The organism is Gymnodinialimonas sp. (assembly GCF_059726805.1).
Genome location: NZ_AP041059.1, coordinates 4,394,029 through 4,413,842 on the forward strand (window position 1 = coordinate 4,394,029; position 19,814 = coordinate 4,413,842).

The window sequence follows — 19,814 nt, forward strand, 5'->3', positions numbered from 1 at the left end:
CTTTCTCAGAAAATCAGAAGCTGAACGCTGCGGTCAGGGAAACCTGCTGGCGGTTGGTCAAATCGGTCACGTCATAGACGCCGCCCGACAGGCTGAAGCCCGGCACGGCATCGAAGGTCACCGTACCGCCCAGGTTATACTGGGTCTCGGTTCCCGATACGCTCAACGACATATTGGGGCTGACGCCAAGGCCGATGCCATAGAAGAAGCCCTCGTCGATCTGGCCAGAGCCATCGGTCGCCCGCTCGATGTGGTCGCTGTAGCCCACGGTCACCTGGATCGGCATCCGCGACGCGCCCAGGCCGACATCGGTCAGGTGCGAGATATAGAGGCTGTAGGCCTCCTCATCGACGGTCGCTGTGCCAAACGCCCCAATGCCGCCCGCCGATGCGCCAATGAAGGTCATTGCCGTATCGCTGACCTGAATGGCCCGCGCGATGCTGAGGTCGAAGTTGCCGCTGTCGCCCAAAGGCTCGAGCCCGGTGATATTTGCGCCGATCGAGAACGAGAGCCCATCGATCGGATTGCCGAAGGTGTAGCCGATCGAAATCTCGCCATCGCTATCGGCCCCGGGAATACCCTCCCGCGGGTTGACGTAGGTGCCTGCGATATAGCCCGTGCCGCCCACGGGCGGGATGGCCGAGTTCACGCCGAAGACCGACGGAAAGGCCCGATCTGGCACGGGCGCCACGTAAACGGGATCCCGGGGGGCAGGCACGTTGATGCCGTTGGCAGACGCCGTCGGGGCGGACGCAACAAAAGCCGTCGCCACAAGCGGAAGGGCGGCCAAGGCGCGGGTAAAGGTCGATGCGGGCATGGGGATTGTCCAAACCATGGGATGTTTTCTTAGGTATCAAGCATTAAGTGGGGCAACTCTACCCCAAAGACCACTCTCGTTTCAATTCGGCGGTGGCCTGTGGCACAGCTACAATAAAAAAGCGGGTCCCGCAGGACCCGCCTTATGGAAAAATCTGACCTCAGCCCTCGGGCCGGGATCGGATCATTCAGTTGCCGGTGGCGTTTTCCACACTCAAAGACACGCCCGGCCCCATGGTGGAGGTCAGGTTGATCTTCTGCATGTAGGTGCCTTTGGCGCCCGTGGGCTTGGCTTTGGCGACCGCATCCACGAACGCGCGGATGTTCTCAACCAGTTTGGCCTCGTCAAACGACGCCTTGCCAACACCGGCGTGAACCACACCGGCCTTCTCGGCTTTGAACTGGACCTGACCACCCTTGGCGGCTTCAACGGCCTCTTTGACGTCCATGGTCACGGTGCCGATCTTCGGGTTCGGCATCAGGTTGCGCGGACCCAGCACTTTACCCAGACGACCCACGATGGGCATCATGTCGGGCGTGGCGATACAGCGATCAAATTCGATGGTGCCGCCCTGGACGGTTTCCATCAGATCCTCGGCGCCGACGATGTCTGCGCCCGCTGCGGTGGCTTCCTCGGCCTTGGGGCCACGGGCGAATACAGCCACGCGGACCGACTTGCCGGTGCCGTTGGGCAGGTTGACCGTGCCGCGGACCATCTGGTCCGCATGGCGCGGGTCCACACCCAGCTTCATCGCGATCTCGATGGTCTCATCGAATTTGGTCTTGGAGTTGCCCTTCAAGAGCGCGACGGCTTCTTCGACGGACAGGTTCTCTTTGCCTTCAACGGCTGCTTTTGCAGCGGCGAAGCGTTTTCCCATTTTACCCATGGTTTAGCCTTTCACCTCGATGCCCATCGACTTGGCGGAACCAAGGATGATTTTCATTGCGGCTTCCACATCGTTTGCGGACAGGTCGACCATCTTGGCTTCCGCGATCTCGCGCAGTTGCTTGGGGGTGATCGAGGCCACGGTCTCACGACCGGGCGTCTCGGCACCGCGCGGACGGTTGCGCTTGCCCACGGGCTTCAGGCCAGCAGCTTTCTTGAGGTAGTAGGACGCGGGCGGCGTCTTGATGTCCATGGTGAAGGACTTGTCCTGGTAATACGTGATTACCGTGGGACAGGGCGCGCCTTGCTCCATTTCCTGCGTCTTGGCGTTGAACGCCTTGCAGAATTCCATGATGTTGATGCCGCGCTGACCCAGGGCAGGACCCACGGGCGGCGAGGGGTTGGCTTGACCTGCAGGGATCTGCAGCTTCATCGAGCCGACGAGTTTCTTGGCCATCTGGCCTCTCCTTTATACCAACAGCTGTCCCACGCGTGGAACGGCCTATGTGGCCGTGGTCTGGTCTGGCAATCGCGATTGCCGCGCCTCCCACGGGTTTGACGGATGGGGCATGCCCCACCTGCGAACGGCGCCTGATACGGCGATTGCCCCGAGAGATCAAATGGAATCTACGCAGGCGTCTCGTTGCGGCGGATGAAGTCCCGCGCGGCCTGAGCCAACTCGGTCTGCCCGGCGGCAATCCGGTCCAGGATGGGACGGACAAGCTCCAGTTCCGCCCCTTCGGTGGCGCACATATAGGCCACCCAGTCGTTCCCTGCATCCAAGAGGCGGTGCATGAACGCCACGTCGCGCCAGTAAAACTCATGGACCGGGAACCAGAACGCCTGGGTGCCCGGCACATAAGGCTCCGGCGTCGGGTGAGCGAGAATTGCCAACACCCAGGCGTCCAGATCAAAGCCCTCTCCCGCCTCACGCTGCACTTCGGTGAAGCCATCGAAGGCCTCCACAAACCCGCCCGCCACGGCGCGGCGGCAGCCTTTGACGTTTGCAAGAACGTCCAGAAACTCCCGCAAGGGCGGCGGTGTGCTGCGCACGATCCGCTCGGCCCCGTGGCCCATCAACATGCCAATGAATGCGCCCGCATTGGCCGCCACCATCGGGTGCGGGTCCTCCAGCTTGGGCAAAACCTCGGCCTTGACTGTGTCCCAATGCAGGTGCTGGCGCCCCTCCCGCGCCAGGGTCGACAGCGCCATGGCGGTGCGCAGGGCGGGCAGGCTGTTTCCGCTGCCCAGGCCGCGCGCGTCGATATCCGCCAGCCAGCGCTCAAACACCGCATCAAAGGGCGTCACCGGGCGGCGCAAGGCATTCCACGCCAGTTTCAGATGCGAATAGGGCTGCTTCGCTATGCCCTCTTCCAGCATCGCCAGATAAGGCGCGGCCAACGCATGGGCCTCTTCCTCGTCCAGCGGCATGTGGACGTGGGGCGGCGCGGGCCTCGGGGTATCCTCCCCATGGTGAAGGCCGTAGACGTGGAACCTGTTCACACTGGTTTGCATGAAACTGCGGTGACGCGCGCCCTCGTCGGTGAATGTCTCCTCGATCAACCCCACGCATTGCCAATACATCCGGAACCCCTGGCCTGGCGCGCTGCGAACCTCGTCCGTGTAAGGCCACCGCTCCAGCGCCGCATAGCAATGGGCAAACATCCGTTTCAGATCCTGCGCCGCGGGCCGGGGCGCGCGGTTTTGGCGCAGTTGCGTGAACGCGGCACTCACCGCAGCCGCATCGGGCGCGGCCTTGGCCATAAGGCTATCCAAGGTATCCAGCGCGGCGCGAAACGCGTCCATCAGGTCTCTCCTGCTTCAAGCCGTCGCCGCCACCCGGTCTGGCCTGTCTCTGCCGATGCGTCTACAACATGCCCACCCGCCGTCCAATCCGACAGGCCAACAGGGAAGCGCATTGGCCACAATGGAACATCAGACACCGACGCCAGATCTGGGGACAGTCCTGCTTTCTTTCTATGAGTGCCTGACAGACCCTGCTCAGCTTGATGCGCTGATGGAAATGTTGACGTCCTGGCTGGATGACGACGACGGCGCGCTGGTGTCCCCGAAGCTCGACTACCACGCCGATCAGGCCTGGCGCCTGCTTGGCGAATTGTCCGAGCCCGATGCCCCAACCGCTGTCCCGGGCGACGCGTTGGAGACGTCGCACTTTGAAGATGCCCAGGCGGTCGTGGCAGCGGTCCAAGGTCAGATTCGCCCGGAAGACCTTGTGCGGCTGCAAGGCTGGCTGGCCACCGACACCGATGCTGAGACCGGCGCCCTCCTGCTACGCCTGTTCGAGAAGAACGCCACCGAACTCGTCATCCTGTCGCGCGATGCCACCACCGGCGCATTCCAGACCAAGCGCACCGGCGAGAACTTTCAGGCCGTCATCTCCAAATTCGTGGCCGACAGCTTTGAGCTGTCCCACGCCGAGTTCCTCTTGCTGCAGGAACTGCTTCTGGGCGGCACCCTGCGCGAGATCTCGGATCGGTTGGGCAAATCCTGGGAGACGACGCGCAGCCAGGTCAAAACGCTGACCAACAAGCTCGGCGTCAGCTCGCAGGCGGACATCCTGCGAATGGCCAACCAGGCCGCGACCCTGATGCCGGCGCGACCCTCTGGCGCCGCACCTGCCGCGCGCGCCACCCTGCACAAGCTGGAACGCCCCGATGGCCGCACGCTTGTTTATGAGATCGACGGCCCCCCGTCGGACAAGACCCTGGTGTTCCTGCATGGGATGACCCAGGGCCGTCACTGGCCCGAGAATGGGCGCAAACAGGCCCGCGCGCGCGGCTGGCGGGTGATCCGCATCAGTCGCGCGGGGCGCGGCGGCTCTTCACTGAACCCCAAGGAAGGGGAGCCGCTTCTGGAAGATCACATCGCGGACGTGATGGCGATCATGAACCATGAAGCGATTGAGACGTTCTCGGTCTTCTCGGCCGCCGATGGCTTTGCGCTCGGCTACTCGATTGCCCTGCGCTACCCCGAACGGGTGCAGATGATCATCGGGCTGGAAATCGTCCCGCCCATCGTATCGCGCAAGGTGATCAACGGCTTTGGCAGCAAGATGAAAACCTTCGGCCTGGCCTGCCTCTACGCCCCGAAAACCGTGAAATACATGTTCGGGCTGGCGTTCCATCAATTGGAACGGATGGAGGACCGGACCGCCGGGATACACCCGCTTCTGGGGGTGGAGCTGCGGAAGGTGGAAGACGCCGATGGCCTGCGCGCGGACGAGTTGAATTTTCAGGACATCGCGGCCCACCGGGCCGAGGGGATATGGCGCGACGCCAGCTATTCCTGCGTGGATTGGGCCTTCATTCCGCCCGACAGCAATATTCGCCCGAAGGCGGTGCTGATCCATAGCGGCAACTCGATGACAAAATCTCCGGGATATCTGGACGAATTCGCGCATCAGATCGGCGCGCCGATCCATCGGATCGACTCCTATTTCCCGTATTTGTCGACCTCGCTGCCCCTGGCCCTCGACGTTCTGGAGCCTCTTTAGACGCGCGCACACCCGTCCCTTGAAGCCCCGGGAAACCAAGGCAATTCTGTGTCATTCGACGATTTCACCCGTTCGGGTGATTGGCGCATCCCGCGCAATTTCGTACCACTTGGCCCATAGAATGTGCGATGCAAAGTCGCCGTAGCAGGCACCTTTTTTTGAACCATTTAGCGTGTGGGCCGCGTTGGCTAGGCACAGGCATGTTCTCCGATCTACCTGTCCTGGGCACGGTTAATGATTGTGTTGAGTACCCGAGTAAGGTGTCGAGGCAGGTGGCGAGTTTCCCAAGGCCGCACCACGCGTGGCGTTGGGAAACTCTGGAATTTCAGGATTCAAGGCTTTCGTGTGGCCTTTGCACGAAGATCCTTGAGCTGGGGCCGCCCCTTGCGCCCCGTAACTCAAAAGGCCGCCCCAATGGGAGCGGCCTTTTTTTTGCGTCCGGATATCAGGGCTCAGACCTGCTTGGTCACCTGGGTGAATTCCAGCTCCACCGGGGTGGCGCGGCCGAAGATCGACACCGTCACCTTCAGGCGCTGGTTCTCTTCGTCCACTTCCTCGACCATGCCGTCGAAATCCTCGAACGGGCCGTCGGACACTTTAACCTTCTCACCCACATCGTAGGTGATGGTGGAGCGTGGCGAGGCTTCGCCCTCTTCCACGCGGTTGAGGATCGAGTTCACTTCTTCATCGCGCATCGGCATCGGGCGACCTTGCGGACCCAGGAAGCCGGTGACCCGCTGGATGGACGAGATCACGTGGTAGCCCACGTCCGTCATTTCCATGCGCACCAGTACATAGCCGGGCATGAAGCGGCGGGGCACAGTGACTTTCTTGCCGCGACGGATCTCGATCACGTCCTCTTCAGGGACCAGCACCTCTTCGATCACGTCCTCCAGGCCCTTTTCGGCCACAGCGGTCCTGATCTGCTCGGCGATGCGTTTTTCAAAGTTCGACAGGACCGAGACCGAGTACCAGCGCTTCGCCATGGGTGCGTTTCCGTTTTCTAGCGGGCCCCGCGTGGGGCCGAATGTTGCAACCGGGCCAGAATCGGCCCTCTCCCCATTACCACATCCCAGCGGTGCGCGCTGTCGGATGCTTCAAGCTTTGGGAATGCAGGCGAATTACGCGCCCAACCGGGGGAAATCAAGCCCCGGCAGACCAAGTTAGCCGAAAGAGGTCAACAACAGCTCCAGCGCCGTGCGGATCACGAAATCAACGCCGAAAAAGAAGATCGCCGCGACAAGGGCCAGAATGAAGACCATCGCCGTGGTTGTCAGCACCTCACGGCGGCCCGGCCAGACGACTTTCGCCACTTCAGAGCGGGTCTGCTGCAAAAACTGGAACGGATTGGTCATGGGCAGGGTCACTTCCTTGGATCAGCATGGCATATACGCATCGCAGCGGACGCATGCAAGGAGGCTAAAGCCAAGTGACAGCGATCCTGATCCTGGGCGCCGCCGTGTGGCGGGACGGCCCCTCGCCCACGTTGATGCGGCGCACGCTCCATGGCGCGGCGCTGTTCCACGCCGGGCGTGGTGACGTCGTGATCCCCTGCGGCGGGCTTGGGCGCTTTCCGCCCTCTGAGGCGAAGGCAATGGCTGACGTCCTGCGCCAGGCCGGCGTGCCGGACAGCGCGATCCGCCTGGAGGATACTTCGACCAACACTGTGCAGAACATCCGCAACGCCCTGCCCTTGCTTGGCGACACCCGCGACGTGGTGATCGTCTCAGACGCCTACCACCTGCCCCGCGCCCGCCTGATCGCCCGCCGCGAAGGCCTGCGCGTCACCACCAGCGCCCCCCCGCTCAACGGCGCGCGCCTCTGGCCACAAGTGAAAGGCTGGTTGCGGGAGATCCCCGGCGTAATCGCGGTCCTGCTGCGGCTGCGCTAGGGCAGGACGTCCACCTCTACCCGCTGCCCGCCCTCAAAGACGCGGACGATCACGGTCGATCCGCCGCGCATGATGTCGTCGGACGCCTCCGACGAGATGTAGCCCCGCTGCAACGCGGCCTCCATCCGGCCCCGCGCCTCAAAGTCATCGAAGATCGGGTCCCATTCGTCACCGGGCTGGCGCAAGCCGAAGCGATGGTAATTCGCCCGGTCCTGCCGCAGGACCTGCCATGGGAACGTCAACCGCACCCCGACCGAGCTGTAAAGGTCCTGCTCCCCGATGAAGGCGGTGTATTCCACCATCGACGTCTGCGCGGCAATTGGCGCGGGCAGCAGAACCGCCACGAGTGCTAGGGCAGAAAGGCGGACATTCATCATGGCAGCACAACCTTGTGAGGGGCACGGACCCCCAACTTGGCGCGCGGCCAGACGAATCACAAGATGCGAGAGGGTGGTCTGGCAGGGGCGGAGAGACTCGAACTCCCGACCGTCGGATTTGGAATCCGGTGCTCTACCAACTGAGCTACGCCCCTAGACCGAGGCATCCCCTAGGCCGGATTCCCGTCCATGTCCAGATATCGCTTACGGAAATCCCTACTCGTACCTCTGAAATTTCCCGTGTTAGGCTAAACGTCGATACCCCTTCTGGAGAAACCCCTTATGCGATCCCTTGTTTTGACCCTTTCCCTTGCCCTTACCCTGCCGATGATGGCCACCACCGCCTCGGCCGACGGCCACAGCTGCACCCAGCTGCGCCAGGGCGTGATCAACAACGTGCCCGTCACGGTCCGCAACCTGCCCTACCACGCGCTCGATTGCGCTGCTGTGGGCGAGCTGCACCTGCTGATCAGCCGCTCCCATGACTACTCGCGCAGCTACCTGACCCAGCGGATCGAAGCCGTGTTCCGCCGTGAAGGCCTGATCCAGTAACCTGCCACACAAACGGCAACGCCAAGGCCGCCCTCCGGGGCGGCCTTTTTCATGGGCACCCGCCCATTCAGCTGTCCTTGGCCACCCGCTTCCGGGTCAGCTTCATGCCCGGGTTCGCCAGACGCGCGGGCGGCCCGGCCCAGGCATAGGCCAACAGGCACGGATCCAGATCGCCCGTGGTGATCCGATGCTCATCGCCCGAGCGGTTCAAGATCAACGACCCCGGCGCAAACACCGCCGCATTGTTCTCGGACCACGCCCCCGAGACCGAGATATAGCTCTCCTCAATATCTTTGTGGGAATGCTGCGGATAGGTCGTCTGCGGCGCGAACAGCACGAAGCCCAGGATCAAATCGTCGCTCGGCACCGGCCCCTTGGGGCCCAACACCTCGCAATAGGCGTATTTCTGGCTCAACGTGCGGGAAATCTTCTCATACCCGTATTCCCAGGTCAGATCGTCCCGCACCTCGCGCAGCGCCCGCGCCATCCCCTGCATTGCGGCCCTCTCGCCCAGATCCAACGCGCGCGCAAAATGCACCGTGACCGGCTTCACCGCGCTCTCTCGGTCGGTCAGCACCGGATTGCCCCCAATCACCGTCGACAACCTGTCGCGCACCTTCTTGCGATGCGCCCGGATCGCGGGGCTCCCCCCGGCTGAGCCATAGCGATAGAGCGCATCAAACTCACGCAGCAGGTAAAGCCAATTGGGCTTGTCCTTCAGGCGCGGGGGTGTGGGTTCGGTCATGGGCAGGCTCTCGTTTGGATGTGCGGGCGTTGCGGGCGGTTTAGCAGGGATTACAGGCGGGGCGAGTGGTGAAATCACGGGGTTAGCCCGCGCCGAAGGTCAAGGGACCCCGCGCACAGAAACTGCCGCGAACAGGGCGATTGCCCAATCCGTAATCCCCACTCCGTGCGTTCTTTGGGATTTTGGAACCTTAACGTATGATGCTCTGGCACGTCCCAACGAAGGTTTGACCCAATGTCTGATCCCTATTCTGATCTCGCCGCTCAAGACGCGGCCCTTCAGGAAAGAATTGCCGCCGCGATGGAGGCCCGATGCCTGGAACCCGCACAGATCGCAATTCGGCAAGCCTATCTGGGCAACCTCGACCTTCCCGAGAATGCGCGGGCCGTGGAGCTTGGCTCTGGCACGGGTCATGTGACCAAGGATCTGTTGGACATTGCCGGCGCAGCTACGGCTCACGGGATCGAGCCGTCGCCGGTCATGGTATCCCGCGCCCAGAATAGCTTCGCGAATGATGATCGGTTGAGCTTTGAAATCGGGGACGCCAAGAACACCGGGCTTGCGGATGAGGCCTTCGATCTGGTCCTGATGCACACCTTGCTGTGCCACGTCCCCGGCCCGGAAGAGGTCGTGAACGAGGCGTTCCGCATCCTGAAGCCAGGCGGCGTCCTGGCCGTATGTGATGGGGACTACAGCACGGCGACCGCGCAGATTGCGGCGTTCGATCCGCTGGATCAGCTTATCCGCTACATGATCAACCAGAATGTCACCAACCTTTGGATCATGCGCCAGATCTCGGGCATCCTGGCAGACGCGGGTTTTGAGTTGGGCGCGCGCACCGGCCACGGCTACGTCGCGGAGGGCGAAGCGGCCTACTTCCTGACGGTCATCGACAGGGGCGCGGACCGAATGGCCGAGGACAAACTGCTCTTCCCCGCCACGGCGGAGGCCCTGAAAGCAGAGGCCCGGCAACGGGTATCTGCCAACACGTTCTTTGGTTTCATGTCCTACGTCAGCCAGATCGCGGTGAAGCCTGCACGCGGGTGATTTGGTAGGAAGGGCGCTTGTATCAGGGCAGCACGTCTGAATGAGGCCACCCAGCCAGCCGAGCGGTGCTCCGCTATGTCTTGGAGAGTGATGTTAACCTTCGGAATGTCGCCCGGCTTCACCGCTTCCATAATCCCGGGACGAAGCTGCTGAACGCAGCGCGCATCGGCTTCTGAAAAAAGTACTGAGGTCGGGGCTCGTGAACCCCAAACCTTCGCCATGAACAGATCTGCTTCGAAAGCGCTGGCGTAGACCAAGGCCCACTACTTGCGCTTCTGAAGATCTCGCAGAGTAATCCCCTCCGCGATGGCCGTCAGCGCCTCGCTCACCCGGCGCGCTTGGGTGGGCGGCGTTTTGGCCGAGGCGACGTGATTGGTGAACATCCGTTTCTTACCCGCCGTCAGCTTTTCCCACTGCTCCTTGGCGTGGGCATCCGCCTCGATGGCCGCATCCAGCGCCTCGGGGACCTCCACAAAGTCCTGATCATCGATGCGAAAGCGCATCTCAACCACGTCACCAACGTCCGCACCGGTGTTGGCCTTGATCGCGGGCGAAACGATGAAATACCGCCGCCCGTCCCCCACCGGCATCCAAGCGCCACGCACGGGCACGTCGGCGATTTCGCCCTCTACCCTCAGCCTGGGATAGGTCTTGAACGGCAACTCGGCCTCAAATTGCGGTGGCATGAACAGCACTTTGTAGGTGATGACGCGGGATTTTCCGACACCATGCAACGCGACTGTGTCGCTGAACGCGTGGGGGAAATAGCTCATGTCTCAGGTTGCCTGGCTAGATTTCTGCAGTGTCAGTAACCCTGAAACAGGGATCGGGTGCAACGGGCCAAGTGACGAGCGTGCCAGCACCTAACCGGCCCCGAGGACCCGAGCTTTCAGACGTCAGCCTGACCGATCGCGCGAGCCTCACGCCCCTTTTCCCGTTCTTCTACTATAATGAGTTTATTGTTTTGTGGTGGGGGTTTGACCCTCTGGTGCAAGTTTGCACAAGCTCTGCACGCTTTGAGGCAGGGCAAGCAAAAAGGCCGCCCGGGTGGGGCGGCGGTAGGTGCGCGGTTAACAGCAGGTTAACGCGGTTTTTTTATCGTTTTATATCAGTATATTATAAGACTGCTCAAGCTTGAGCAGGTTTGAGCAGTCACAAAAAGGCCACCCCGAAGAATGGCCTTTCCTGAGTTTCTTCAATCGCTAGATCGATTACCCTCTCATGACAAAGGCCGCCCCAAGAGGCGGCCTTTCCTTGAGTTGCAGCCGGGTGCTGCCTTGGGCTCTCGTGCGGTTTGGCTTCGCCAAACAACACTGCCACCCAAGGCCCACTGGCCAGCGTTTCCTATGGAAACGCGACCTTACTCGATGATCTTTGCCACAACACCAGCACCGACGGTGCGGCCGCCTTCGCGGATGGCGAAGCGCAGGCCGTCTTCCATCGCGATCGGTGCGATCAGCTCGACGTTGAACTTCAGGTTGTCGCCCGGCATCACCATCTCCGTGCCCGCGGGCAGCTCGACCGTGCCCGTCACATCCGTCGTGCGGAAGTAGAACTGCGGACGGTAGTTGGCGAAGAACGGCGTGTGGCGGCCACCCTCGTCTTTGGTCAGGATATAGGCCTCGGCCTCGAACTTGGTGTGCGGCGTCACGGAGCCGGGCTTGCAGAGAACCTGCCCGCGCTCGATCCCGTCACGGTCCACACCGCGCAGAAGCGCGCCGATGTTGTCGCCCGCCTCACCGCGATCCAGCAGTTTGCGGAACATTTCCACGCCCGTGCAGGTCGTCTTCGACGTGTCGCGGATGCCCACGATCTCGATCTCGTCGCCGACGTTGATCACGCCACGCTCGACGCGACCGGTCACAACCGTACCACGACCCGAGATCGAGAACACGTCCTCGATCGGCATCAGGAACGGCTGGTCCACGGCGCGCGCGGGCGTCGGGATGTACTCGTCCACGGCCGCCATCAGCGCGTCGATGGAATCCTTGCCGATGTTGTCGTCGCGGCCTTCCAGAGCGGCGAGCGCCGAGCCGGGAATGACGGGGATGTCGTCGCCGGGGTACTCGTAGGAGGACAGCAGCTCGCGGATCTCCATCTCCACCAGTTCCAGCAGCTCCTCGTCGTCGACCTGGTCCACCTTGTTCATGTAGACGACCATGTAGGGGATGCCGACCTGGCGACCGAGCAGGATGTGCTCGCGGGTCTGGGGCATCGGGCCGTCAGCGGCGTTCACCACCAGGATCGCGCCGTCCATCTGGGCGGCACCGGTGATCATGTTCTTCACATAGTCGGCGTGGCCGGGGCAGTCGACGTGGGCGTAGTGGCGGTTCTCGGTCTCATACTCCACGTGCGCCGTCGAGATCGTGATCCCCCGTGCCCGCTCTTCCGGAGCCGAGTCAATCGACGCGTAGTCCTGAAAATCGCCAAACTGCTTCGTAATCGCCGCCGTCAGCGTCGTCTTGCCGTGGTCAACGTGCCCAATCGTGCCGATGTTCACATGCGGCTTAGAGCGTTCAAACTTTTCCTTTGCCATGAGATGGCACCTCGCCTTGGGGTCCACACCCCCAACCTGGGGCACAGACGCGTTTCATCATCGCGGGCGAGGTATGCGGGTTGGGCCCGAAAATCAAGCCACCAAAATCAAGCGATCAGTTGCCCGCGACCTCTGGGCAAGGGGCCGTGGCGGTTGGGACACATTCGGCGGCGGCCGCTTCAATCGCGGCTTCGGCTTCGGCGGCCTCGGCCAGGGCTTCCACACCGCTGACAGCGGCGGCAGCCTCGGCAGCCGAGATGTCGAACCATTCCGGGTTTTCCAGCATGAATAGCTGGATCCGCCGCGCGGCGTTGCGCGCCAGGATCTGCATCTGCTCGGACCGGTTGCGCGCAATGCCAGAGCCCACCAACAGAGTCTCGGGCGAGGAGCCTTCGAACACGATGATCTGCTCGGCCTCGTCGTGCAGTTTACGGCCCAATTCGTCGTCCCAGATGTTCACCGACAACACCAGGATCGAGCGCGGGCTAAGGACAATCGGGATACCCGGAGGCGCCAGGGCATAGCCGTCCACTGCGACGCCGATATGATAGAGACGGTCGCCCTCATAACCCCGGAAGCGGCGGTCGATCTCGGATTCCAGGATCGCCTGCCATTCCTCGGGCGTGGCGTTCCGCGACGGCGGGACCTGCTGCATGTTTTCAGCCACGACGATGTTGTGGGCGAGGCGGAAATTGCCCATCGGCGGCAGCTCTTCGTCCAGCGGATCCCCGGCGGCGCAGGCCACGAGGGTGGCAATCAGGGCGAGGGGCGTGAAACGGGACAAAATGCGGGCCGGGCGAAACATCGGTCGGTCTCCTGAAGAATTCGATTTCGCCAGAACCTAGGGTTGGCGGACAGGTTGGTAAAGGCGTTGGTTGACCGGATGGGGCGAAGTGTTACTAAAAGGCCCGCTCGGCGACTTTCCGCCTTGATCCGTTGAAAGCAGCCCCATGTCCGCGCGCCTTCCCGATCCGCAATCGATCCCGGCCATGTCGGGCTATGAGATTGGCGCGTATCTGCGCGCTGTGGCGGCAAAGGTGAAGGCGCCCCAATGCATTGTCGAGATCGGCCCCTGGCTTGGCGCGAACACCGCGCAGATGGGGGCGGGCACAATGGACGCCGAGGCCCCCGCCACGATCCACGCCTATGATCTGTTTCAGGCCCGCAGTGACGAGGTCCGCAAAGCCGCGGCCTTGGGGATCGAGATCGCGCAGGGGGAAGACACGCGCCCGCTGGTCCGCCAGTTGATCGCGCCCTTCGGGGGCAAGGTCGCGCTGCACAAGGGCGACATCATGGACATCACCTGGGACGGGGCGCCCGTGGGCCTTTACGTCGATGACGCGGCCAAGACGCCAACGCATTTCTACAACATGATGGCGACCTTCGCGCCGTCCTTTGTGCCCGGTGAGACCATCGTTGTGCTGATGGATTACCACTTCTGGGAGGATCGCCCGACCTGGCGGGCGCGAAAACGGTTTCGGGTGCAGCGGAACCTGGTGGAGAGGTTCCCGGACTCGTTTGAAGAGATCAAGAACGACGTGTTCGAAGGCTCGGTCATGGCCGCGTTCCGGTTCGTGAAGCCGTTCCCGATGGGAATGATCAAGGCGCAGGCGCGGATCCGGCGGGCGTTGGATGGACTGCCGTTCTAGACCGTCAGGTGAAGCGGTTATCCCGTGGAAACCCGCGCGGCGCCATGCGCCCGGCAGAAGCGCGTTTTGCCGTCCACTCCGTCAGCGCCGTCTCGGTCCGGGTGCGGCCTGCGGGGTCGAGCCACGTCAACCCGTCCTCCAACCGGAAGGTGCGCGCATCAGACAATCCTCCGTCCTTGAATTTCTGCAACCGGACGCCCTTGCCCCGCCCCATTTCAGGCAGCTCTTCCAAGGGGAATACCAGCAGCTTGCGGTTTTCACCCACGACGGCGACGTGGTCGTCCGTGGCGGCAACCGCCCGGCACACGAGCGCTGTGATGCCGTCTTTCACGTTCAGCACCTGCTTGCCCGAGCGGGTCTGGGCGAGGATGTCTTCCTCGGCCACGAGGAAGCCATCGCCCGCGCTGGAGGCCATGAGGCGTTTGGCACCGGGCTTGTGGACGAACAGATCGACAATCTGCACCTCATTGGGCAGGTCAACCATCAGGCGCAAAGGCTCACCCAGGCCGCGCCCGCCGGGCAATCCGTTGGCGCCAAGGGTATAGACACGGCCAGTGGAGCCAAGGATCAGCAGCTTGTCCGTCGTCTCGGCGTGGATCGCGAACCGCGGGCCGTCGCCGTCGCGGAACTTCATGTCGGACGCCAGGTCCACATGGCCCTTCATCGCGCGAATCCAGCCCATCTGACTGCACACGATCGTAACCGGCTCCCGCTCGATCATCGCCTCAAGCGAGACCTCTTCGACGCTACCGGCGTCGGCAAACTGCGTGCGCCGCGCCCCGCCGTCGGCCTTGGCGCCGAACTTCTTGCGCACCTCGCGCAGTTCCTCGGCGATCTTCGCCCATTGCAGGTCATCCTCGGCCAACAGGTCTTCGAGGTTGGCGCGTTCCTCCATCAAGCGATCACGCTCGGCCTGCAGCTCCATCTCTTCCAGACGCCGCAGGGACCGCAGGCGCATGTTGAGAATGGCCTCGACCTGCACTTCGGTCAGCTCGCCCTCGCCCGGGCCGGGGGTCTTGTAGTCGGCCTCGGACGTCGCACGCACGAAATCCTGGCCCCAATCCTCGCGCATCAGCGCGGCCTTGGGGCTGTCGTCGTAGCGGATGATATCGATCACGCGGTCGAGGTTGAGGAAGGCGATCAGGAAGCCTTCAAGCACCTCCAGCCGGTGATCGATCTGCGCCATCCGGTGGCGCGAGCGGCGCAGCAGCACATCCTGGCGGTGGTCGAGGAAGGCGCGCAGCACCTCTTTCAGTGAGCAGACCTTGGGCGTGCGCCCGTCGATCAGCACGTTCATGTTGAGGCTGAAGCGGTTCTCCAGGTCTGACTGCCGGAACAGGGCCGCCATCAGGACGTCGGGGTCCACGGTCTTGGCACGGGGTTCCAGAACGATGCGGATGTCGTCGGCGGACTCATCCCTCACATCGGCCAGGATCGGCATTTTCTTCAGCTGGATCAGCTCGGCCAGTTTCTCGATCAGTTTGGACTTTTGGACCTGATACGGGATCTCGGTCACGACAATCTGCCACTGCCCGCGCCCGAGGTCTTCGATCTCGTATTTCGCCCGGACGCGAAAGCCGCCTTTGCCGGTCCGGTAGGTCTCGGCCATGCTTTCGCGCGGCTCCACAATGACGCCGCCGGTGGGGAAATCGGGGCCCTGGACGTAGTTCAGCAGCGTCTCGTCACGGGCATCGGGCGTTTTGATCAGATGCAGGCAGGCGGCGATCAACTCGTCCAGATTGTGGGGCGGGATGTTCGTGGCCATGCCCACGGCGATGCCGCTGGAGCCATTGGCGAGGAGGTTCGGGACCTGGGCAGGCAGAACCTCGGGCTCTTGCAAGGTGCCGTCGTAATTGTCGCGGAAATTCACCGCGTCCTCCGACAGGCCTTCCAGAAGCGCCTCGGCCATCGCCGTCATGCGCGCCTCGGTATAACGGGCAGCGGCGGGGTTATCGCCGTCGATGTTGCCGAAGTTGCCCTGTCCGTCCACAAGCGGATAGCGAATGACGAAATCCTGGGCGAGGCGCGCCATGGCGTCATAGATCGCGGCATCGCCGTGGGGGTGGTAGTTGCCCATCACATCGCCGCTGATCTTGGCGGATTTCCGAAATCCGCCGTTGGAGGCCAGCCGCAGCTCCCGCATCGCGTAAAGGATCCGCCGGTGCACCGGTTTCAACCCGTCGCGGGCGTCCGGCAGGGCGCGGTGCATGATGGTCGACAGCGCATACTGAAGATAGCGCGAGCCGATTGCGCGGCTCAACGGCTCCGAGACGTTACGCTGCTCGGGGCTGGCATCTTGTGTGTCATCATCACTGCTCATCTAGATCATGTGCTTAAACGGCGGTGGACTGCCTGCCAAGGAACAAAAGTCACGATTAACCAGTTGTTTTAAGCGAATCGGGTATTTTCGAATCGGGGAATTGCCTAAGCCCCTGACTCTCTGGGGGCATTGATAGACGAGGGGGGCGAGATGATCCGCCTGACCGTCACGTTGATCGTGGCCATATACGTTGTGTTGATTGTCGTGCCGCCCGCGGACCACGGCGAGAATGTCACCGTGACCCGGAACTCCGGGCAGAACTGGCTTGTGGCAATGATCTCGGACGCCGAGGCCGGCGCACAACGCCCGCCCCGCGACCGAGAGCCTTCGGCACGCGCCCTGCGCGCTTCCTTGACCGATGGCCTGATCGAAACCTCCGATGGCTTTGTCATGGAAACCGCGGACGGTGAGTGGCTGGAGATTTCCGCTGTGATCAACCCCGTTGAACTGCTGCCCGACGTTAGAACAACGCAACCAGTGGTCGCCAGCGTCACCGTCGCGACCCCCGTCGCGGGTGAGACCGTGGCGGAAGCACCCGCCGCGCCCGCTGAGCTGTGGCGCGTCGCGGCCAGTGCGGTGAATTTCCGCGAAGGCCCCTCCACCAACACCCGGATTCTGACGTCACTCAGCCGGGGGGAACAGGTCGAATTCCTTGCCGAAGCACCGGACAATTGGGCTCACTTGCGGGTCGTTGGCAGCGGGATCGAAGGCTACATGGCCGCGCAGTTTCTGGAACCGGTGAACTGATCCGCTTGCGCGCCCCCTTGCACGGGGTCCCTCCCCTGTCCTAGGCACGCTGCGACACGCAAGGGGGTTCTCGTGACACGATCCATCCTGATCACCGGCAGCTCTTCCGGCATCGGCCACGTTGCCGCCCACACGCTCCATGCGCGCGGCTGGCGGGTGTTTGCCTGCGTGCGCCGCGACGAAGACCGCACGCGGCTGGAGGCCGAGGGGCTGGAGAGCGGCATCCTCGACATGAGCGACACCGCCAGCATCGAGGCCGGGCTGGCCGAGGTACTTGAACGAACCGGCGGCACCCTGGACGCGCTGTTCAATAACGCGGGTTTCGGGCTGCCCGGCGCCGTTGAAGACCTGCCCACAGACGCCCTGCGCGCCACGTTTGAAACCAACGTGTTCGGCCTGCATCACCTGACCCGCGCCGTGATCCCGACCATGCGCACGCAAGGGCACGGGCGCATCGTCCAGCACTCGTCCGGCTTCGGACGGCATGTGATGAAATGGCGGGGCGCCTACAACGCCTCCAAACACGCGTTGGAGGGGCTGACAGACACCCTGCGGCTGGAGATGCGGGGGACCGGCATTCATATCTCTACCCTCAACACCGGGCCGGTCACCTCAAAATTCCGCGTCAATTCGATCCCGCATTTTGAGAAGTGGATTGACTGGGAAGCCTCTGCCAACCCTGGCGCCTACAAGCGCGAGCTTCTGCGCCATCTCTATGAAGACATGGGCCCCGCCCCGTTCCAGCGCGAGCCTGACGCCGTCGTGAAACGCCTGATCCACGCCATCGAAGCGCCCAACCCGCGCCCGCGCTATCACATCACCCCCGCCGTCCATATTGCCGAGGGCCTGCGCCGCGCGCTGCCGCAGCGGATGGTCGACGCCATCGCCGCGCGCCTTTAAGGCCGGACGCTATAGCCTTTCACGCCAACCCTGCTACTTCCCTTCGAGGAATTGACCCGGAGACGACATGACAAACGACCCCCTTCTTATCGCCGGTATGGTGGCTTGCCTCGCCGTTCTGGTGATCCTGCTTCTGGGCATCAACTCGTTCCGCAAAGGCGGGGCTGACGGTGCCAAGAGATCCAACAAGATGATGCAATGGCGCCTGGGCATGCAGTTGGTGGCGATCGTACTGCTGCTGGCCTTCGTCTATTTCCGCCGACAGTCTGGAGCGTAAGCCTATGGTAGTTCTGAACAAAATCTACACCCGCACGGGGGATGCCGGGGAAACCGCCCTGGGCGACGGCAGCCGTGTCGCGAAGCATTCGCAGCGGGTTGAGGCCTATGGCACGGTCGACGAGTTGAACGCGACCCTGGGCGTTGCGCGCCTGCACGCTGAGGGGCAGATGGCCGAGCGCATCGCGATGATCCAGAACGACCTGTTCGATCTGGGCGCGGACCTGTGCACGCCCAACATGGAGATGGACGCAGACCGCGAGTATCCGCCGTTGCGCATGGCCGACGCCCAGGTGGAACGCCTTGAGGCCGAAATTGACGAGATGAACCCGAACCTTGAGCCGCTGCGCTCGTTCATTCTGCCCGGCGGCTCGCCCCTCGCGTCCCATCTGCATATCTGCCGCACCGTCTGTCGCCGCGCCGAGCGGTTGTCGGTGGAACTGGGCGGCGTGGAATCGGTCAACCCGGCGGGGGTGAAATACCTCAACCGCTTGTCCGATTGGTTCTTCGTCGCGGGCCGGATCGCCAACAACAACGGCAAAGACGATATCTTGTGGGTTCCCGGAGCGAACCGCTGAAAGCGGCGAAAGCACTGCTTTCGGCGAAGGGAAGAGCGAACCGGTAAGGGCAAGCGAAGGCTTGGCTTTGCCCCCTCACTCCAGCACCTCATCGCGATAGTCTGAAAACCGCGTCGCCAAAACTGACCTGTCGCGCCATTCCAACAGCCGCGACAGGTACAGCATCCACCCCTCATCCCGCGCCGCCAGGGCATAGCGCGTGATCAGCGCCTCGACCTCATCCGAGGCCAAGGCATCCAACAAGCGCAGGCGCGCCGCGATGGGCATCGCGTTGCACGACAGGTGAATGTCCCACCGCGCCTGGCGCGTCATCTCGGGGTGGCTCGACACGGACCCAACTGCCAGCGTCGTCCAGAACCGGAGGTACCGCCGGGGCGGGCCGATGCGAAACTTCTCCAACACATCAGGCAAGGCGTTCGTCACCATCGCCAGATAGGTCAGCGCGTCGCCAAGCCGGGCAGAGCCCGTGGCGACGGCATGGGTGACAACATCGATCAGGAAGACGCGGTATTGGGCCGCGACCTCATGGGGGAGCGTGTCGAGGAATCCGGTCCGTAAAAGCGGAAGGATCCAGTAATTCGGCTCGATAAAGGATTCCTCGCGGCGATGTACCCTTTCCTGCGTGCGCGGGCGGCACACCGCCGCGCCGAGGTGCGCCAGCACGTGGGTGAAAATCACCCGCGCCTCCAGCTGCGCGGAGGCATCGGTTTCGACCTCCAACACCCCTGCCCCGCCGAAGTACTGCCGGATCATCGCGGTGGTCATGTGCGGCGGCGGGGTGCGGATCAACTGCCCGTAAGCCTCCGCGTCGATGCACATGCTGCAGCCGCAGACCAGCTCCAACGCCTGCAACGGCCGCTGCGGCAACTCGGCCACCATCGCGGCCGCTTGCGCCTTGATCCGAGCAGCCTGCGCAGCGTTTTCCGCTTTGGTGTATCCGGTTTTCACAGCCATCCTGCGGCCAAGTCTGCCCCCGCCCT

At 62.9% G+C, this 19,814-nt stretch carries 22 protein-coding genes and 1 tRNA gene; 9 read left to right on the forward strand and 14 right to left on the reverse strand.

Going from position 1 to position 19,814, the window contains the following annotated elements; all coding sequences use genetic code 11:
- Positions 1-13: 13 nt before the first annotated feature.
- The 4 genes from AC6I9R_RS21630 to AC6I9R_RS21645 form a co-directional block, all read right to left on the reverse strand.
- Positions 14-817 (reverse strand): hypothetical protein, encoded by an 804-nt coding sequence (locus AC6I9R_RS21630; protein ID WP_461429387.1) that lies wholly within the window; start codon positions 815-817, stop codon positions 14-16.
- A 187-nt stretch (positions 818-1,004) separates the two neighbouring features.
- The gene (gene rplA, locus AC6I9R_RS21635; protein WP_461429386.1) at positions 1,005-1,703 is read right to left on the reverse strand and encodes a 50S ribosomal protein L1; all 699 of its coding nucleotides are present in this window, start codon (positions 1,701-1,703) and stop codon (positions 1,005-1,007) included.
- A 3-nt stretch (positions 1,704-1,706) separates the two neighbouring features.
- A complete protein-coding gene (gene rplK / locus AC6I9R_RS21640; protein ID WP_461429385.1) occupies positions 1,707-2,159 on the reverse strand; it encodes a 50S ribosomal protein L11 in 453 nt (150 codons plus the stop codon).
- A gap of 170 nt (positions 2,160-2,329) precedes the next feature.
- Positions 2,330-3,508, reverse strand: coding sequence for a hypothetical protein (locus AC6I9R_RS21645; protein ID WP_461429384.1), 1,179 nt, complete (start codon positions 3,506-3,508; stop codon positions 2,330-2,332).
- Positions 3,509-3,629: 121 nt separating this feature from the next.
- Here AC6I9R_RS21645 and AC6I9R_RS21650 point away from each other — a divergent pair, with 121 nt between their 5' ends.
- The gene (locus AC6I9R_RS21650; protein WP_461429383.1) at positions 3,630-5,216 is read left to right on the forward strand and encodes a hypothetical protein; all 1,587 of its coding nucleotides are present in this window, start codon (positions 3,630-3,632) and stop codon (positions 5,214-5,216) included.
- A gap of 452 nt (positions 5,217-5,668) precedes the next feature.
- Here AC6I9R_RS21650 and nusG read toward each other — a convergent pair whose 3' ends face one another.
- Both nusG and secE read right to left on the reverse strand, forming a co-directional pair.
- The gene (gene nusG / locus AC6I9R_RS21655; protein ID WP_461429382.1) at positions 5,669-6,202 is read right to left on the reverse strand and encodes a transcription termination/antitermination protein NusG; all 534 of its coding nucleotides are present in this window, start codon (positions 6,200-6,202) and stop codon (positions 5,669-5,671) included.
- A gap of 177 nt (positions 6,203-6,379) precedes the next feature.
- Positions 6,380-6,571: a preprotein translocase subunit SecE gene (secE, locus tag AC6I9R_RS21660; RefSeq protein ID WP_461429381.1), complete on the reverse strand. Its 192-nt coding sequence runs from the start codon at positions 6,569-6,571 to the stop codon at positions 6,380-6,382.
- A 74-nt stretch (positions 6,572-6,645) separates the two neighbouring features.
- On the opposite strand from secE, the gene AC6I9R_RS21665 reads away from it, so the two are divergent.
- On the forward strand, positions 6,646-7,107 hold the full coding sequence (locus AC6I9R_RS21665) for a YdcF family protein (protein WP_461429380.1): 462 nt from the start codon (positions 6,646-6,648) through the stop codon (positions 7,105-7,107).
- Here the strand turns inward: AC6I9R_RS21665 and AC6I9R_RS21670 are convergent.
- Both AC6I9R_RS21670 and AC6I9R_RS21675 read right to left on the reverse strand, forming a co-directional pair.
- Positions 7,104-7,484: a hypothetical protein gene (locus AC6I9R_RS21670; RefSeq protein WP_461429379.1), complete on the reverse strand. Its 381-nt coding sequence runs from the start codon at positions 7,482-7,484 to the stop codon at positions 7,104-7,106. The two genes, AC6I9R_RS21665 and AC6I9R_RS21670, sit on opposite strands and share 4 nt — an antisense overlap.
- Positions 7,485-7,563: 79 nt before the next feature.
- Positions 7,564-7,639 (reverse strand) — tRNA-Trp (locus tag AC6I9R_RS21675).
- A gap of 127 nt (positions 7,640-7,766) precedes the next feature.
- Here AC6I9R_RS21675 and AC6I9R_RS21680 point away from each other — a divergent pair.
- Positions 7,767-8,036, forward strand: a complete 270-nt coding sequence (locus AC6I9R_RS21680; protein ID WP_497863044.1) for a hypothetical protein — start codon at positions 7,767-7,769, stop codon at positions 8,034-8,036.
- A gap of 67 nt (positions 8,037-8,103) precedes the next feature.
- Here AC6I9R_RS21680 and AC6I9R_RS21685 read toward each other — a convergent pair whose 3' ends face one another.
- Complete coding sequence (locus AC6I9R_RS21685) at positions 8,104-8,781, reverse strand: dimethylsulfonioproprionate lyase family protein (protein WP_461429377.1); 678 nt, start codon at positions 8,779-8,781, stop codon at positions 8,104-8,106.
- Between the two features lie 234 nt (positions 8,782-9,015).
- Here AC6I9R_RS21685 and AC6I9R_RS21690 point away from each other — a divergent pair, with 234 nt between their 5' ends.
- Complete coding sequence (locus AC6I9R_RS21690; RefSeq protein WP_461429376.1) at positions 9,016-9,828, forward strand: methyltransferase domain-containing protein; 813 nt, start codon at positions 9,016-9,018, stop codon at positions 9,826-9,828.
- Between the two features lie 263 nt (positions 9,829-10,091).
- Here AC6I9R_RS21690 and AC6I9R_RS21695 read toward each other — a convergent pair whose 3' ends face one another.
- From AC6I9R_RS21695 to AC6I9R_RS21705, 3 genes are all read right to left on the reverse strand, one after another.
- Complete coding sequence (locus AC6I9R_RS21695; protein WP_461429375.1) at positions 10,092-10,601, reverse strand: YdeI/OmpD-associated family protein; 510 nt, start codon at positions 10,599-10,601, stop codon at positions 10,092-10,094.
- A gap of 587 nt (positions 10,602-11,188) precedes the next feature.
- Complete coding sequence (tuf, locus tag AC6I9R_RS21700; RefSeq protein WP_497863043.1) at positions 11,189-12,364, reverse strand: elongation factor Tu; 1,176 nt, start codon at positions 12,362-12,364, stop codon at positions 11,189-11,191.
- 115 nt (positions 12,365-12,479) lie between these two features.
- Positions 12,480-13,169 (reverse strand): hypothetical protein, encoded by a 690-nt coding sequence (locus tag AC6I9R_RS21705; RefSeq protein WP_461428571.1) that lies wholly within the window; start codon positions 13,167-13,169, stop codon positions 12,480-12,482.
- Positions 13,170-13,314: 145 nt separating this feature from the next.
- Between AC6I9R_RS21705 and AC6I9R_RS21710 the strand changes: the two genes are divergently transcribed.
- Complete coding sequence (locus tag AC6I9R_RS21710) at positions 13,315-14,013, forward strand: class I SAM-dependent methyltransferase (RefSeq protein WP_461428572.1); 699 nt, start codon at positions 13,315-13,317, stop codon at positions 14,011-14,013.
- Positions 14,014-14,017: 4 nt separating this feature from the next.
- On the opposite strand, the gene parC is transcribed toward AC6I9R_RS21710, so the two are convergent.
- Positions 14,018-16,333 (reverse strand): DNA topoisomerase IV subunit A, encoded by a 2,316-nt coding sequence (gene parC, locus AC6I9R_RS21715; protein ID WP_461428573.1) that lies wholly within the window; start codon positions 16,331-16,333, stop codon positions 14,018-14,020.
- Between the two features lie 150 nt (positions 16,334-16,483).
- Between parC and AC6I9R_RS21720 the strand changes: the two genes are divergently transcribed.
- The 4 genes from AC6I9R_RS21720 to AC6I9R_RS21735 all read left to right on the forward strand — a co-directional run bounded on the left by AC6I9R_RS21720 (position 16,484) and on the right by AC6I9R_RS21735 (position 18,834).
- Complete coding sequence (locus AC6I9R_RS21720; protein ID WP_461428574.1) at positions 16,484-17,080, forward strand: SH3 domain-containing protein; 597 nt, start codon at positions 16,484-16,486, stop codon at positions 17,078-17,080.
- A 72-nt stretch (positions 17,081-17,152) separates the two neighbouring features.
- Entirely contained in the window at positions 17,153-17,980 is an 828-nt protein-coding gene (locus tag AC6I9R_RS21725) for an SDR family NAD(P)-dependent oxidoreductase (protein WP_461428575.1), read from the forward strand.
- Between the two features lie 67 nt (positions 17,981-18,047).
- Complete coding sequence (locus AC6I9R_RS21730; protein WP_461428576.1) at positions 18,048-18,257, forward strand: twin transmembrane helix small protein; 210 nt, start codon at positions 18,048-18,050, stop codon at positions 18,255-18,257.
- 4 nt (positions 18,258-18,261) lie between these two features.
- Positions 18,262-18,834, forward strand: a complete 573-nt coding sequence (locus AC6I9R_RS21735) for a cob(I)yrinic acid a,c-diamide adenosyltransferase (protein WP_461428577.1) — start codon at positions 18,262-18,264, stop codon at positions 18,832-18,834.
- Positions 18,835-18,909: 75 nt separating this feature from the next.
- On the opposite strand, the gene AC6I9R_RS21740 is transcribed toward AC6I9R_RS21735, so the two are convergent.
- Complete coding sequence (locus AC6I9R_RS21740) at positions 18,910-19,788, reverse strand: hypothetical protein (protein WP_461428578.1); 879 nt, start codon at positions 19,786-19,788, stop codon at positions 18,910-18,912.
- Between the last annotated feature and the right edge of the window lie 26 nt (positions 19,789-19,814).

Coding starts and splice junctions, on each gene's coding strand:
- AC6I9R_RS21630 (WP_461429387.1), bottom strand. CDS start 817: ATGCCCGCATCGACCTTTACCCGCGCCTTGGCCGCCCTTCCGCTTGTG.
- rplA (WP_461429386.1), bottom strand. CDS start 1,703: ATGGGTAAAATGGGAAAACGCTTCGCCGCTGCAAAAGCAGCCGTTGAA.
- rplK (WP_461429385.1), bottom strand. CDS start 2,159: ATGGCCAAGAAACTCGTCGGCTCGATGAAGCTGCAGATCCCTGCAGGT.
- AC6I9R_RS21645 (WP_461429384.1), bottom strand. CDS start 3,508: ATGGACGCGTTTCGCGCCGCGCTGGATACCTTGGATAGCCTTATGGCC.
- AC6I9R_RS21650 (WP_461429383.1), top strand. CDS start 3,630: ATGGAACATCAGACACCGACGCCAGATCTGGGGACAGTCCTGCTTTCT.
- nusG (WP_461429382.1), bottom strand. CDS start 6,202: ATGGCGAAGCGCTGGTACTCGGTCTCGGTCCTGTCGAACTTTGAAAAA.
- secE (WP_461429381.1), bottom strand. CDS start 6,571: ATGACCAATCCGTTCCAGTTTTTGCAGCAGACCCGCTCTGAAGTGGCG.
- AC6I9R_RS21670 (WP_461429379.1), bottom strand. CDS start 7,484: ATGATGAATGTCCGCCTTTCTGCCCTAGCACTCGTGGCGGTTCTGCTG.
- AC6I9R_RS21680 (WP_497863044.1), top strand. CDS start 7,767: ATGCGATCCCTTGTTTTGACCCTTTCCCTTGCCCTTACCCTGCCGATG.
- AC6I9R_RS21685 (WP_461429377.1), bottom strand. CDS start 8,781: ATGACCGAACCCACACCCCCGCGCCTGAAGGACAAGCCCAATTGGCTT.
- AC6I9R_RS21690 (WP_461429376.1), top strand. CDS start 9,016: ATGTCTGATCCCTATTCTGATCTCGCCGCTCAAGACGCGGCCCTTCAG.
- AC6I9R_RS21695 (WP_461429375.1), bottom strand. CDS start 10,601: ATGAGCTATTTCCCCCACGCGTTCAGCGACACAGTCGCGTTGCATGGT.
- tuf (WP_497863043.1), bottom strand. CDS start 12,364: ATGGCAAAGGAAAAGTTTGAACGCTCTAAGCCGCATGTGAACATCGGC.
- AC6I9R_RS21705 (WP_461428571.1), bottom strand. CDS start 13,169: ATGTTTCGCCCGGCCCGCATTTTGTCCCGTTTCACGCCCCTCGCCCTG.
- AC6I9R_RS21710 (WP_461428572.1), top strand. CDS start 13,315: ATGTCCGCGCGCCTTCCCGATCCGCAATCGATCCCGGCCATGTCGGGC.
- parC (WP_461428573.1), bottom strand. CDS start 16,333: ATGAGCAGTGATGATGACACACAAGATGCCAGCCCCGAGCAGCGTAAC.
- AC6I9R_RS21720 (WP_461428574.1), top strand. CDS start 16,484: ATGATCCGCCTGACCGTCACGTTGATCGTGGCCATATACGTTGTGTTG.
- AC6I9R_RS21730 (WP_461428576.1), top strand. CDS start 18,048: ATGACAAACGACCCCCTTCTTATCGCCGGTATGGTGGCTTGCCTCGCC.
- AC6I9R_RS21735 (WP_461428577.1), top strand. CDS start 18,262: ATGGTAGTTCTGAACAAAATCTACACCCGCACGGGGGATGCCGGGGAA.
- AC6I9R_RS21740 (WP_461428578.1), bottom strand. CDS start 19,788: ATGGCTGTGAAAACCGGATACACCAAAGCGGAAAACGCTGCGCAGGCT.